This is a genomic window from Ruegeria sp. BHSB064 (assembly GCF_059613205.1).
Genome location: NZ_JBXWSB010000005.1, coordinates 73,916 through 88,095, shown reverse-complemented (window position 1 = coordinate 88,095; position 14,180 = coordinate 73,916). Strand labels below are relative to the sequence as shown.

Genomic DNA, 14,180 nt, shown 5'->3' with positions numbered 1-14,180 from the left:
GCAGCGTATGCCCGGTTTACTGAAGCCGAGCCTGCCAAGGCGTATATCCGTAACCAAGGCGCGCCGATTGTCGTCAAAGCTGACGGTCTGGCCGCGGGAAAGGGCGTGATCGTTGCGATGGACGAAGAGACTGCGTTGGACGCGATTGACGACATGTTCGGTGGCGTTTTTGGCGGTGCCGGCGCGGAAGTTGTCATTGAAGAATTCATGGACGGCGAGGAGGCCTCGCTGTTTGTTCTGTGTGATGGTGAGGACATTCTCTCAATCGGGACAGCTCAGGACCACAAACGCGTTGGCGAGGGAGATACCGGATTGAACACGGGCGGCATGGGCGCATATTCTCCGGCGCCGGTGTTGAGTGCAGAGGTTGAAGCACGTGCGATGGAAGAGATTGTGCGCCCGACCATTGCCGAGATGCAGCGCCGGGGTACGCCGTTTCAGGGTGTTCTTTACGCCGGGTTGATGATCAAGGACGGTCAGCCGCGTCTGGTAGAATACAATGTGCGTTTTGGCGATCCTGAATGTCAGGTGCTGATGATGCGCCTTGGTGCTCAGGCTATGGACTTGATGCATGCCGCTGCCGAGGGGCGATTGGGCGAGATGCGGGTGAACTGGGCAGATGATCACGCGATGACGGTTGTGTTGGCGGCCAAGGGTTATCCGGGTTCCTATGGAAAGGGTTCAGTCATCAAAGGGTTGAACGCATTGCCCGAGGACAGCAGCAACATGGTGTTCCATGCGGGGACCAAGGCTGTCGAGGGTCAGGTGCAGGCCGCCGGTGGGCGTGTGTTGAACGTGACGGCGCGCGGTGACTCGTTGCAAGAGGCGCGGGACCGGGCGTATCAGATGGTTGATGGCGTGGAATGGCCCGAAGGGTTTTGCCGACGCGATATTGGGTGGCGTGCTCTGGATGCTTGATCGGGCAGGGGGCTTTGCCCCCTCGGCCTGCGGCCTCACCCCCAAGGTATTTTTAGCCAGATGAAGAGGCGGATCAGCAATTTAGGGCGCTTTTCAGGCTGTTCGGGCCGTTGAATGGGCCAAGATCGGTTTTGGTCCAATCATTGTCATAAGAAACGCTGATGATCCGTGACCAGTTGGCGCTGGCCACGATGAGCTCTGGGCGGTCGCCGCAGCTGCGCAGGCCGCCCGAGATGAAATCCTCACCGATCTTGTGGTTGGTCAGACCGGGTATCGAAGCGATCTCGGTCAGGGTGTTGTCTTTGTAGCGCCAGATGCGCAGTGTTTTGGCAAGGTGTGGACGGTCGATATAGGCGATTTCGACATGGCCGTCACCGTCCAGGTCGGCTGCGCCAATTGGGGCGAGCCAGCGGAAGCGGGTGCCGATATGAGGTGTGGCGGCGATTTTTGCGCCGTTTGCGTTGTAGATAGCGAGCTGTGCGCCTTGTTGATCCTGAGATTCAACGACAATCGCTTCTAGAGTTCCGTCAGCATCAATATCGATAAGTCGTGGTGCGAGATCTTCGAAGACGCGGTCATGGGGCAGACGAACGGTCACGGTCTTTGGGTTTGAGTCGGCGTTTTGAACGCGGAGTTCCAATGCACCGTATTCAACAGCGTCGCCCAAGACCCCATGCGCATAACGTGTAGTGGGTTCTGTGAATCTGGCGGCTTTGATTTGATCGGCCGCTGTGGCTGAACCGAAAGTCGCTCCACAAAGGCACAGAGCTGTTAGCGCGCCGCGTGCCCGGCCATGCCAAAGGCGAGCGGGCAGGCGCGGCGCTGCGGAAAGCATCAGATCTGCTTTTCAGGCATCTGTACGACCAGACCGTCCAACTCATCGGTGACTTTGATCTGGCAGGTCAGGCGCGAGCGGGCCGGGTCGGGCTCATAGGCAAAGTCCAGCATGTCTTCTTCCATGTCATCCTTGCCCGGGATCTTTTCGACCCAGTCGGGGTGGACATAGACGTGGCAGGTCGAGCAGGCGCAAGCGCCGCCGCAATCGGCCTCGATGCCGGGAATGTTGTTGTCACGAGCCCCTTCCATGACGGTCAGTCCGTTGGCGACCTCGACAGTGTGTTCGGTACCGCCGTGCTCGACATAGGTGATCTTTGCCATTGCGTGCGTCTTCCTTTTACGATGTTCGAATCTTCCTTAGTGAAGGCATTTAGGTCTTTCCAGCCTCATTTGCGACTCATCGCGCCGTGTCTGGACTTTCCTTGCATTTGTTCTATCTTTGTTCTCATGCTTGTTGCTCCTGTTCGCACTGTCACGCCAAACCAGAGCTGGCCACGCCCGCCATCCTGTTTGCCGTCAAACCAATTGACGGCACCGCCCGAGGGTGCGCGGGTGGCCGTGGCCGGGCTTGTGATCCTGCGGCAGAGGCCGGGGACGGCCAAGGGGGTGATATTTCTGACGCTTGAGGATGAGACCGGGATCGTGAATGTGGTGGTGTGGCGCAAGATCTACGAGCAATTCCGCCGCGCGGTGATTTCAGGGCGGTTGCTGAAGGTGACAGGCCGGATGCAGCGGGCGCATTCGGTGACTCATGTGATCGCGGAAGAGATCGAAGATATCTCGGGCATGTTGGATGTGCTGGTGCGGGGGGACGGGCATTAAAGCAATCTGCGTATAGTGTGGCCTCTGGACAGGGCGCTGCCCCGGTCATAGCTCGGATAGGTATTGAGACGGGTAAGAGGGCGCGATGGCTAACGGACATTTTCTGTGGACGGATCTGTCCACCTACGACATGCGCACTGCCAGAGCGGACTATGCCGAATTTTTCAATTGGTCCTTTGGCAAAGAAGATGCCTATGACTTTGCCACCATCGGCGGTCAGGAGGTTGCGGCCATCTTCCCGATGCCGGATCGTTTGGCGAAAACGAACATGCCGTCATTTTGGATGTCGTACATCCAAGTTGATGATCTGGATGCGAAGGTCGAACAAGCTCGGGCACACGAGGGCGTCATCATCGAAGTTGAGCCCCAGCCCTTCAGTGAAGCGGCCCGTATCGCGCTGGTTCGGGATCCGTCCGGCGCGGGGTTCACGATGTATGAGGGGCCAGACATCCAGACCGGAGCGCTAGGCGCTGGTAAGGTCATAGGCCGCTTTCATCATGTTCCTGACATCACGCTGATCGCGCCATTCTACGCAGACCTGTTCGGGTGGCGCTTTGAGAAAAGCTCGGCAAGCCCTTGGCCGCGTTATGATATACGCCATCCCGACGGAACAGTTGTTGCTTGGGCCGAAGAGGTGCCCGAATTCATTCGAGGCAAATTTCGCTATTGGATGCCGTGTTTTGGCGTCAAATCCGTGGGCGATACCCTCCACCACATCAGGGCACGTGATGGGCATCACCCCAATGACCTGCCGGAGGGCCGCGCATTGGTATCAGACCGGCAAGGGGCGCATTTCATGATCCAGAATGTGGGTCCAAACGATGCTGCTGTCGGCGAAAGCCCGGATTCAAGCGCCAACAGCACGCCTGCGGGAGTGGCCTGGAATTCGCTGATCGCGTTGGTTTGTGTATGGCTTGCCGTGATGATGGATTTACAGGTGTTTTGGGGCGTGCTGTTCCTGATCTGGACATGGCTGGCACTAAGATCCGGGCGCGCCGATTTTGTTGAGCCGATTGATCGGGCGACTCGACCTTTGATGTTCTGGCTTATCACCGGAACGTGGATCGTACTGAGCTCTTGGGTGATCATTGCGTCGGTTTTCGGTGGCTGGTGATCATGTGCGAAGGAAACTAAGCGCCGAATACAAATCAGACGTTTTTTAAGCCGCTGGGTGTCCGGTTCTGCCTTTGCATAGACGGCGCCAAAGACATGTTTGCGCCTTCCAATAATGAGCAAAAGGCGCTTTTCCGCCAATCTGGCAACTGTTGGTCGACTCTCCGACATGGGTTAGGTACTTGCACACGTCTTTTTGCGTCAGCCGAGGTCCGGGATGGACTTGGGTGCGCATCACTCAACGTCTTCTCAGAGTCATTCGGGATGCCAAACGTCACACAATACGGACCCTTCGAAAAAAACGTCGGTCTGGATGGAGATCAAATATCCGACCGTCTTGCAGAGCTATCAGACCTCAGCCGGTCAAAAGGGTATGTGCATGCCGCAAGAATGATTGAAGAAGCTCAGAAAGCTTACGCTTTCGAGAGCCGGCATCTTGCAGCCGCTGAAGCGTACCGTTCAGAATTGCTGAACCTGGCGGGTTTTGAGACGTCGCGGTCGCCGGAAACCCCGGATCTCAAGCAACGCGGAGGTCCGAATTTTCGATCGAGGCGGTCCAGAAAATCGGAAAGCATCCGTTCCGATGTTGCACAGCGATCAGTTGAACCGCAGGGGCAGAGAGCTTTTGTCCTGACAGCCGGGATGCGTGTCGAAAACAGGAAGGTTACAGCGCTGCGTGGTCAGCAATGGGCAAGCAAACCGATGCGCTTTCCTGCAGAGCCGGAATTCAAATTTCGCTGACGCATTGTGCTGTGGCCTGAGGGATTGCGCCAAACAACGAACTTCACCAAGAGATCATGTGCTTGCTGTGATTGGGGGTTATCGCTTGAACAAAACCCCTTGTGACTGCTTGTCCCTGTGATCCCCGCGCAGGTCTGCATGCAACGCGCGACCGGCCTGAACTCCGGGGCGGGCACCTACGGTTTCAAGCCAGCGGGCGAAATGGGGTGTGTCGTCGATGTTATGCTGCTGACCTTCCCAAAGGCTGGCCCAACCCCAGATCGACATATCTGCGATGGAGTAGAAATCGCCCGCAACGTATTCGTTGTTGGCCAGTCTACGATCCAGCACGCCGTAAAGGCGGGCGACCTCGGTGCGATAGCGGTCCTTTGCGTAGGGCAGGTCCTGCGGCGGGTCCAGTTGAGGGGCGTATTTCAAAAAGTGATGCGCCTGACCGGCCATGGGCCCGACACCGCCCATCTGCCACATCAGCCATTCTTCGACCGCGATCCGATCACGCTCGGTCTTGCCATAGAACCGCCCGGTCTTGCGGGCCAGATACATCAGGATTGCTCCGCTTTCGAACACGGAAACGGGTGCACCATCAGGTCCATCGGGATCGACAATGGCAGGCATCCGGTTGTTGGGGGCGATTTTCAGGAACTCCGGGTCGAACTGATCGCCCTTGCCGATATTGATCAGGTGTGTCTTGTAGGGCAGCTCCATCTCTTCCAGGGCGATGGACACTTTCCAGCCGTTTGGCGTGGGCCAGAAATACAGATCAATCATGGTCTCTCCTCAGGTTGAAGAGATCATGAAGCTTTCTGGGCAAACGGCAAGGGGGCTTGCGGCTGGCAATTGGCAAAAATACGTGAGCAGCAACTGTATCATCGCGCGTTTTTGACTCAAGGGTCACAGATTGCAGAACTGTGAAGAGGCGTTTCACGGGGTTGACGACTCTGCAAGTGCGGCGTAAGGCCAACATCACAGACCACGTGGCGATTTGTTACCGGATTGCGGGCCACGCTAAACAACACCGCTAAAAGGTCAGGATGAAAGACCCCTTTCGCTTGGCCGCGTCTGGGGTTTTTTGTTTGCCTCTGCCCGAGGCTGAAAGGATTGAGATGAGCGAGAACTGGAACAAACGCACCCAAGCCGTCCACGGCGGCATCCGCCGCAGCCAATACAACGAGGTGAGCGAGGCGATTTTCCTGACGCAGGGCTTCGTTTACGAAAACGCGGAACAGGCCGAAGCCCGGTTTCTGGAGTGCGGACCTGACGAGTTCATCTATGCCCGCTATGGCAACCCGACCGTGTCCATGTTCGAACAACGTATCGCAGCGTTGGAAGGGGCCGAGGACGCCTTTGCAACGGCATCGGGTATGGCTGCTGTCAACGGTGCGTTGACCTCGATGCTGAAGGCAGGTGATCACATCGTCTCTGCCAAGGCGCTGTTTGGATCCTGTTTGTACATCGTCGAAAACATCCTGACCCGTTTTGGCGTGGATGTGACCTTTGTTGACGGCACTGATCTTGAGCAATGGAAGGCTGCAATCCGGCCCGACACCAAAGCGGTGTTCTTCGAATCCATGTCGAACCCGACTTTGGAAGTGATCGATATCGCGTCTGTGGCCGAACTGGCCCATGCTGTCGGTGCCCTTGTCGTGGTGGACAACGTGTTCTCGACCCCGGTGTTTTCACGCGCGATCGCGCAGGGCGCAGATGTTGTGATCTATTCGGCGACCAAGCACATTGACGGTCAAGGCCGCGCGCTGGGCGGAGTGATCATCGGCACGCGGGACTTCGTCCGCGGAACGGTCGAGCCATACCTGAAGCATACCGGCGGCGCGCTGAGCCCGTTCAACGCCTGGGTAATGCTGAAAGGCCTGGAAACCATGGCTTTGCGGGTCAATGCGCAGGCTGAAAGCGCGCAAAAGATCGCAGAGGCACTGGAAGGGCACCCGGCGCTTGAGCGTACTTTGTATCCCGGCCTGAAAACCCATGCGCAGAACGCGCTGGTGCAGACGCAGCTTGGCGGTAAGGGCGGCACAGTTCTGTCATTGGACATCAAAGGCGGCAAGGACGCGGCCTTTGCGTTCCTGAATGCGATGACGATCCCAGTGATTTCCAACAATCTGGGCGATGCCAAATCCATCGCAACGCACCCGGCTACAACGACGCACCAACGGCTGAGTGAAGCGCAGAAAGACGAATTGGGTATCACACCCGGCCTCATTCGGTTCTCTGTTGGTCTGGAAGACGCTGATGACCTGCTGTCCGATATCCGGCAGGCGTTGGAGGTCTCGCAAAAGTAATCTGGCGCGCCCCGGGCATCTTTATCGTTCCGGGGCGTGACTTGACGTCAAACTGCAGCGTAATTGTGTGTCCGTACGGATTGCCTGTTGCGCTGTTTCCTGCTGATTGCACCAGCAAAGGGCGCAAATCGTTGCGAATTGACGGTTTTACGCCGCTTTTTTCGATCCGGACTGCTATTGCCCACGTATCGGGGTAGACTGGAAAATGAACATCAGTCGTATATAGTCCGACGATCAATCGAGGAACCGCAGCCGATGAACGTTCACCCGCGCGACATTGATGAAACTCCGGATCGGGAAAAAGCCGCCGAGGCCCTTAAGGTCCTCCGGCAATGGGCCCAATCGGCGTCTGCATCCGAGATCACCCAATTGGACCCGGCTGTGGCCAGATTGGTGCCCGGATTAACTTCGGTGAATTATCCGTCTCTTTCTCGCGAGTATCCAGAGGATTTTGCAGTCGATGCCGCGTATCGCGCGTCACTTCCAGACTTGCAGAACGGTCCGTCCAGCCTGATCCGTGGGGCCAAGCAGCAAATCCAGCATGTCGGCATCTCGAACTTCCGCCTGCCGATCCGTTTCCATCGGAAAGAGGGCGACGATCTAACGCTTGAGACGTCGATCACAGGCACTGTCAGCCTGGAGGCCGAGAAAAAGGGCATCAACATGTCCCGGATCATGCGGTCTTTTTACAAACATGCGGAACGTACCTTCAGTTTCGAGGTGATGGAAGCGGCGCTCGACGACTACATGACCGATCTGGACAGCTTCGACGCCCGCATTCAGATGCGGTTTTCTTACCCGGACAAGGTAAAGAGCCTGCGCTCGGGTCTTGAGGGTTATCAGTATTACGACATTGCCCTGGAACTGGTCGAGCAAAACGGTGTGCGCCAAAAGATCATGCATCTGGACTATGTTTATTCGTCGACTTGCCCCTGTTCCCTTGAGCTGAGCGAACATGCGCGCTCTGTGCGCGGGCAGCTTGCGACGCCGCACTCCCAGCGCTCGGTAGCGCGCATTTCTGTTGTTGTGGATTGTGACGCGGATTGTTTGTGGTTCGAAGATCTGATCGCGCTGTGTCGTCGTGCTGTTCCGACCGAGACACAAGTCATGGTCAAACGCGAAGATGAACAAGCTTTTGCCGAGCTGAACGCAGCAAACCCGATTTTTGTCGAAGATGCTGCACGCCTGTTCTGTGCGGAGCTGTTGGCGGATCACCACGTGGGCGATTTCCGCGTCCTAGCCAGCCATCAAGAGAGCTTGCACAGCCATGACGCAGTATCGATTCTGACCGAGGGCCCGACCTTTGAGTCTCCCAGCCTGGACCCCAGATTGTTCACAACGCTGTTTCACGTCGGGTAGGAACCCCCGCGTAAGCGTCTAGAATTTAATCAGAGATTGCGAAGGTCAGCGCCCTTTCGCCGCAATGCAGCAAAAATGCTGCATTTGCTTGGTGATTCCTGTATGTTTGTGTCGAATGCAGCAGCCGCGTGCCTGCCAACGGATTGGTGTGCGGCCCCGAAAGGAAGCCGAGACGTGAGACGCCTTGGACTGCAAGACCTCAACTACCGCCCGATCCATCGGCGCGGGCAGGGCACCTTACCCCAAAAACTCGGGCTGCATCGTTTTTACAGGAGAAAGATGTAATGAATCCGATTACCCAACCGTTGGAGCTTCAGGCTGCGGCGTTTCGATTGGCGGGCTATGCCATGGTCAACCAAATGAAGATCATGCAAATTGTGGCTCGTTCAGCGTTCGAATTGCCGATGGCACCTGTGCAGGCATTGCATGCGGCCGCATCAGCCCCGACGCCGGTTGCTGAGAAGCCAGTCAGAAAACCGACGATCAAGGCTAAACCTGCTGCCTCGCATGTGAAAAAACCGGCGGCCAAGAAAGCCACGGTTGCGAAAAAACCGGTGAAGAAAGGTGTTGCGACTGCGCCCAAACCAAAACCGGTTGAGTTTTCTGCCAAGCCGCGCGCTGCTGCTGTGGCAAAGGTTGAGCCAGCTGTAAAAGCCAAGCCCGCGCCAAAACCAGCCCCGCAAGCCAAAACGGCAGTAAAACCAGCCGCACCCGTTGCCAAACCTGCAAAACCTGCGGCACAAAAGGCGGCCCCTGCTGCGTCTTCTACCGTCAAAGCAGCTCCGGCGAAAAAGTCTCCGGCCCAGGCTGCAGCGCCCGCGACCAAGACACCTGCGGTCCAGCCCAAAACCGCTACGCCGCTGGAAAAAGCGGTGTCGACTCGCGCGAAACCAGCGCCCCGCACACGCAAAGCGGCTTCGCCAAAACCTGCGGCGTCTGCCACCCAGGCAAAGCCAGCGGCGACAGCAGAGAAGCCCAGCCCGCAGACGCGTAGAACCCGTGCACCGTCCAAACCTCCGGCGATGCCCGGGGCAGATACGAAATCCGACGCGTAACCCGGATCATCTGCTTGACACGGTCGGGTTGGCGCGCCAACGCTGCGCGTCATGATGGATCTTCGCCCGGTCGGATATGTGATTGGCTTGCTGGTCGCCATTCTTGGGGCAACCATGCTGTTTCCTATGCTCGCCGACATGATCGAGGGGCGGGGGGAATGGCATGTGTTCCTGGAAAGCGCGATCATCACGATGCTGACCGGGTCGGTTCTGGCGATGAGTTGTTCCAACGGCGTGGGCGAGGGGCTGACCATCAGGCAGACCTTTTTGCTGACAACCGGCGTATGGGTCGCCTTGCCCATATTTGGTGCAATCCCGTTTCTGTTTGGTGAAACAGAACTGCGCTTTGTCGATGCCTATTTCGAGGCCATGTCCGGGCTGACAACAACAGGCTCAACCGTCATAACCGGGCTGGATACACTGCCACAGGGGCTTTTGCTGTGGCGCGGTATTCTGCAATGGTTGGGCGGCATCGGTATCATCGTGGTCGCGATGGTGTTCCTGCCGGAATTGCGGGTGGGTGGTATGCAAATCTTCCGCTCGGAAGGGTTTGAAACCATGGGGAAAATCCTTCCGCGCGCGCAAGAGATCGCAGGCCAGATTTCCCTGATCTATGTGTTCCTGACTGTTGTGTGCGCGCTGGTCTACGCTGCGTTCGGGATGAGCTTTTTTGATGCCACCGTCCACTCGATGACCACCATTGCGACGGGTGGGTTTGCCAACTACGACGCGTCATTTGCAACATTCTCGGGCCCGGTGGAATACGCGGCTGCGGTGTTCATGATCCTGGCAGCGTTGCCCTTCGTACGGTATGTTCAGCTTGCCAATGGCCAGACCTCTTCTTTGTGGGAGGACAGCCAGATCCGCGCCTTTATCGCGACAGTTCTTGTGCTGGTCGTGATCATGACTGTCTTTCTCACAACAGTCTTCCCGCATCATTGGGAGCAAGCATTCCGCGAGTCCCTGTTCAACATCACCTCGATCATATCGGGCACCGGGTACGCCAGTGTCGATTACATGGGATGGGGCAGCTTCCCAGTCATGTTGTTTTTCCTGATCGGGCTGATTGGCGGCTGCGCGGGATCCACAGCGTGTTCGATCAAGATCTTCCGGTATCAACTGCTGCTGGCGTCAATCAAAACTCAGATCAAGCGGATCCGGTCCCCGCACGGTGTTTTTGTCCCACTCTACGACGGGCGGCCCGTGGGGCGCGATGTTTTGACCTCGGTCATGAGCTTTTTCATGTTCTTCGTTCTGTCGATGGGCGTGTTGTCCTGGGCTCTGGCATTGACGGGGCTGGACTTCATCACGTCCGTATCCGGGGCCGCAACCGCATTGGCCAATGTCGGCCCCGGTCTGGGCAGCCAGATTGGGCCAGCAGGCAATTTCGCGGGCCTTAATGACACGGCCAAGTGGCTGCTCACGATCGGAATGCTGGTTGGGCGGCTTGAACTTCTGGCCGTTTACGCGATCTTCACCGTTCAATTCTGGAGAAACTGATGAAAAGACCCCTTGGCGCGCAAATTTCGCATATGCTCAAGGATCGTGGCGTTGATGTGATATTTGGCATTCCCGGCGTCCATAATCAGGAAATGTATCGCGGTATCGAAGAGGCAGGCATTACTCATGTTCTTGCCCGGCATGAGCAAGGGGCAGGGTTCATGGCAGATGGGTACGCGCGCGCCACGGGCCAGCCGGGTGTTGCCTATGTCATCACCGGACCCGGTTTGTGCAACATCATGACGCCGATCGGTCAGGCCTACAGTGATTCCGTCCCGATGCTGGTGTTGTCTTCCTGCCTTGATGAAACGCAGGCTATGCGTGGTCAGTTGCATCAGATGAACGATCAGCGTGTCGCTGCCGGGACGGTTGCAGATTGGTCGGCACAGGCCGATTCCGCCACAGCAGCCTATGGGCTGGTGGAACGCGCTTTTGAAGAGTTCGAGCTATCGCGACCGCGCCCCAAACACATTCAGGTGCCGATTGCGCAGTTGGAGGCGGATGCTGAACCCGCGCCGTTTCCAAATCAGCCGGCGCTGCGCACCAAGGCGTTGCCGCCTGACGTGTCGCCCGTTGTGTCGATGCTGAACCTGTCACGCAGGCCATTGTTCATTCTGGGCGGGGGCTGCAAGTCCAACGATTGGCGGCAGATTCTGACCCAGCTGGGGGCAGCCTGCTTCACCACATATGCCGGGCGCGGGATGCCGGGCGCGAACTACCCGCTGGATTTCGGGTCCATGTTGCCGCGCCCTGGAAGCGCCGAAGTCATAGCCTCGGCAGACCTGGTGATTGCTGTTGGTGCTGAACTGGGCGAAGTTGACTTGTGGCGGCATGAACTTGGACACAAAGCGACTCTGATCCGTGTGGATCTTGACCCCGAAGTTCTGTCTGATCGCCACCGGGCTGCAATCAAACTTCAGACAGACAGCCAAAGCTTTGCCCGCGCTTTGTGGCACGCGACTGCTGACATGAAACCCGCGACCGGATGGTCGACCGAGGAGGTCGCCGTTGCACGTGCCCGCTGGCGCGCCGAGGTAGACGCCGAACGGCCCGGAATTGTGCCGGTTGCGGACGCGCTGCGCGAAGCCATGCCGGCTGATACAATGATCTATTCGGACATGACGCAGTTCGCCTATGTCGCAAAAGAGGTTTGGGACATGGCCTATCCTCATCACTGGCATCACCCTACGGGGTTTGGCACCCTTGGCTACGGGTTACCTGCCGGAATCGGTGGAGCAGTGGCACGACGTGGAAAGCCAACGGCAGTTATCGCCGGGGACTATGGGTTTCATTACACGATGCAGGAACTGGGCGTTGCGGTTGAGTTGGGTTTGTCTTTGCCGATCATCCTGTGGGACAATGGCAAGCTGAAAGAGATTGAAGACAGCATGGTGCGCAGTCAGATCGCACCGAATGCCGTGGTTGCCCGAAACCCGGATTTCTGTAAATTGGCTGAGGCGTTCGGTGCCTTGTCGGCGGCACCTTCGACATTGGCAGAAATGCAGAGCGCCACCCGCGCCGCTTTCGACGCACCGGTCCCGACGCTTATCCATGTGACGCCAGACATTCTGTAAGAAAAAAGCGCCGCGTGGCTGCGCGGCGCTTGGAAACTTGCAGGGGGCTGCGGTTTATTCCCAGCAGTGCACCAGAACCGTCATGCCCGTTGCGCGACGGCTCAATTCATTAGGCGAAATCTGTGTCGTTTCCTCTCCCGACAGACCGGACACGCCAGCCTGAGCCAGAATTTCTGTCAACCGCTCACCAGTGGCTGCCAGACTGACAGACGCAGGCAGACTGCGTCCTTCAGATGGCGGCGGCAGTAACATGCCAACTACATTACCGCTGTCATTGAACACCGGACCACCGGCATCACCGGGCAGCGCGCTCAGCGCCAGACGTTTGACACCAGCTTCACCGTTCAACCCACGGACATCGGCAACATGCCCAAATGTCAGCGTTGGTGCACCCAATGCGCCCTGATAAGAGAAGCCTGAAACCGCGATGTCGGACTGAAGGCGCGGCAAGGCCGGGCTGAACGCGGCCACGCTCATGGGTGCCAACGCCTTGGCTGGGCGCAGAACCGCAACGCCTACTTCGTCGTCTGCCACGGCAAGCTGCACCTCCTGATCGCCATCCAGTGTGATCCGGGTGCAATTTTCAACAGCTTCCGAAACCGTCAGAACGGTTCCCTTGTCATCCGCAAAGAAACCCGAGCGCGACAGGCGGGGCTTGCGGACCTGAAGACCGGATACAAGGTCAATGCTCTGCTCTGAGTTCGAACCTGCTGTGGCATCAAGCACCGCATCGGTGGTATCAAAACTGGATGCCATAGCCGCCAAAACCCGTAAACGGCGCGCTTCGTCCCCTTCGGGCCAAACCAGAGTGAACCCTTTGATCTTACCATCAGTCAGGCGCGCCTGTGTGAATGACACGACGCCATTGCCGCGCCCTTCAACGGTAAAGCGATCTCCGCGCAGCTCACGCGGACCATTCAGGGGAACGATTCTCAGCGACTGCATCACCTCATACAGGGCACGCAGCGTGCGCTTGTCGCCGTCCTGGCTGATCAAAAGCACCTTGGCGTTCAAATCGGATGCGCTGTTGAAATGGGCAAAGGGGGCCTCATACCGGTCAAAGCTGACGACACCCAGCGGCAGGTCCATTGTGATCCCGGCCGCGTCATCGCTGTACCGGGCCATGCCAACACTTGTCAGCGGCGCATTATAGTCGTCCATCAGAGCTTTGCGTTGTGCTGTGGTCAGAACGCCGGTTGCTTCATATCCGTTAAAGCGTTGCCAATCGCCCATCGAGCGGCGCGTTCCCTGACCAAAGGCCCCGTCAATCGTCGAGTTATAGAACCCCGCCGCCTGCAACGCCGTTTGCAGGTTTCTGCGTTCCTGCGCGGTCAGCAGACGTTCGGATTGCAGGGCTTGTGCCCGAGTTTCATCTGCGTCCTGAGAGGGCGCGATTGTCAGCGTATCTTGGGCCTGAGCAACTGGTGCAACCGGTGCCGCGACCGTGCCACGATTCAGCACGTTTGCCCCAATAGGCCAGAACTGTTGCCCCAGCCCACTGGAAAAGGCGATGAAGCTGTCGCGCGGTATTTGACCCTCGGACCGATAGACCCGCAGCACTTGTTGCGCATCCGGGCGCGCATACGGTCCCACCACAATCGCATACCAGCCACTGTTTAATCTGAAACCGTTCACGTCAGGCAACGTATTCGCATAAGCCTGCGCCCGTTCCTGCGCCTCTTGCAGCGTTGGCTGGGCTTCGATCTGAACCCAGACGCCCGGGTCTTGCTGAGCGGATGCGGCGCGCAGGCCGACCACAAGAAATAATAGAATTGCTGAAAATACGCGTGTCATTGTCTGCCCGTGTTCTGCGGTGTTTGAGCTTTGGCGCAGAGTACGCGATTTCCAATGCTAAATACCATGCCGCTGATACGGGGAATTTGTGGTGTGGCCGCGCAGATACAGCCATGGTGCAAAGCCCCGTTGACGCCCCTTGGCCCCTTGCATAGGAAGGGCCAAACCGACCG

The 14,180-nt window shown here is 57.6% G+C and carries 12 protein-coding genes and 1 riboswitch; of the genes, 7 read left to right on the top strand and 5 right to left on the bottom strand.

All coding sequences use genetic code 11. The annotated features are described in order from the left end of the window. Nucleotides 1-918, top strand: a 918-nt coding sequence (gene purD, locus AC2FNU_RS02395) for a phosphoribosylamine--glycine ligase (RefSeq protein ID WP_496784535.1), incomplete at its 5' end; no start/stop codon positions are given. A gap of 73 nt (nucleotides 919-991) precedes the next feature. Here purD and AC2FNU_RS02390 read toward each other — a convergent pair. Together AC2FNU_RS02390 and AC2FNU_RS02385 are read right to left on the bottom strand one after the other, a co-directional pair. Next, nucleotides 992-1,585 (bottom strand): FG-GAP repeat domain-containing protein, encoded by a 594-nt coding sequence (locus tag AC2FNU_RS02390; RefSeq protein ID WP_496784534.1) that lies wholly within the window; start codon nucleotides 1,583-1,585, stop codon nucleotides 992-994. Between the two features lie 167 nt (nucleotides 1,586-1,752). Continuing rightward, a complete protein-coding gene (locus AC2FNU_RS02385) occupies nucleotides 1,753-2,076 on the bottom strand; it encodes a 2Fe-2S iron-sulfur cluster-binding protein (protein WP_496784533.1) in 324 nt (107 codons plus the stop codon). Nucleotides 2,077-2,202: 126 nt separating this feature from the next. Between AC2FNU_RS02385 and AC2FNU_RS02380 the strand changes: the two genes are divergently transcribed. Both AC2FNU_RS02380 and AC2FNU_RS02375 read left to right on the top strand, forming a co-directional pair. Next, nucleotides 2,203-2,577: an OB-fold nucleic acid binding domain-containing protein gene (locus AC2FNU_RS02380; protein ID WP_496784532.1), complete on the top strand. Its 375-nt coding sequence runs from the start codon at nucleotides 2,203-2,205 to the stop codon at nucleotides 2,575-2,577. Between the two features lie 85 nt (nucleotides 2,578-2,662). Beyond that, entirely contained in the window at nucleotides 2,663-3,691 is a 1,029-nt protein-coding gene (locus tag AC2FNU_RS02375; RefSeq protein ID WP_496784531.1) for a VOC family protein, read from the top strand. Between the two features lie 818 nt (nucleotides 3,692-4,509). On the opposite strand, the gene AC2FNU_RS02370 is transcribed toward AC2FNU_RS02375, so the two are convergent. Next, nucleotides 4,510-5,199, bottom strand: coding sequence for a glutathione S-transferase N-terminal domain-containing protein (locus tag AC2FNU_RS02370; RefSeq protein ID WP_496784530.1), 690 nt, complete (start codon nucleotides 5,197-5,199; stop codon nucleotides 4,510-4,512). A 196-nt stretch (nucleotides 5,200-5,395) separates the two neighbouring features. After that, a riboswitch (SAM riboswitch) is annotated at nucleotides 5,396-5,473 on the top strand. Nucleotides 5,474-5,534: 61 nt separating this feature from the next. On the opposite strand from AC2FNU_RS02370, the gene metZ reads away from it, so the two are divergent. After that, nucleotides 5,535-6,725, top strand: a complete 1,191-nt coding sequence (metZ, locus tag AC2FNU_RS02365; RefSeq protein WP_496784529.1) for an O-succinylhomoserine sulfhydrylase — start codon at nucleotides 5,535-5,537, stop codon at nucleotides 6,723-6,725. Between the two features lie 255 nt (nucleotides 6,726-6,980). Continuing rightward, nucleotides 6,981-8,084 carry a GTP cyclohydrolase FolE2 gene (gene folE2 / locus AC2FNU_RS02360; protein WP_496784528.1) on the top strand — a complete coding sequence of 368 codons (1,104 nt, stop codon included), beginning with the start codon at nucleotides 6,981-6,983 and terminating at the stop codon, nucleotides 8,082-8,084. Nucleotides 8,085-8,424: 340 nt separating this feature from the next. Here the strand turns inward: folE2 and AC2FNU_RS02355 are convergent, their stop codons facing one another. Then, entirely contained in the window at nucleotides 8,425-9,192 is a 768-nt protein-coding gene (locus AC2FNU_RS02355) for a hypothetical protein (RefSeq protein ID WP_496784527.1), read from the bottom strand. Here AC2FNU_RS02355 and AC2FNU_RS02350 point away from each other — a divergent pair. Further along, the gene (locus AC2FNU_RS02350; RefSeq protein WP_496784526.1) at nucleotides 9,191-10,639 is read left to right on the top strand and encodes a TrkH family potassium uptake protein; all 1,449 of its coding nucleotides are present in this window, start codon (nucleotides 9,191-9,193) and stop codon (nucleotides 10,637-10,639) included. The two genes, AC2FNU_RS02355 and AC2FNU_RS02350, sit on opposite strands and share 2 nt — an antisense overlap. Next, entirely contained in the window at nucleotides 10,639-12,213 is a 1,575-nt protein-coding gene (locus AC2FNU_RS02345) for a thiamine pyrophosphate-binding protein (protein ID WP_496784525.1), read from the top strand. The genes AC2FNU_RS02350 and AC2FNU_RS02345 overlap by 1 nt, the downstream gene beginning before the upstream one ends. A gap of 54 nt (nucleotides 12,214-12,267) precedes the next feature. Here the strand turns inward: AC2FNU_RS02345 and AC2FNU_RS02340 are convergent, their stop codons facing one another. Then, the gene (locus AC2FNU_RS02340) at nucleotides 12,268-14,007 is read right to left on the bottom strand and encodes a serine protease (RefSeq protein WP_496784524.1); all 1,740 of its coding nucleotides are present in this window, start codon (nucleotides 14,005-14,007) and stop codon (nucleotides 12,268-12,270) included. Nucleotides 14,008-14,180 lie beyond the last annotated feature (173 nt).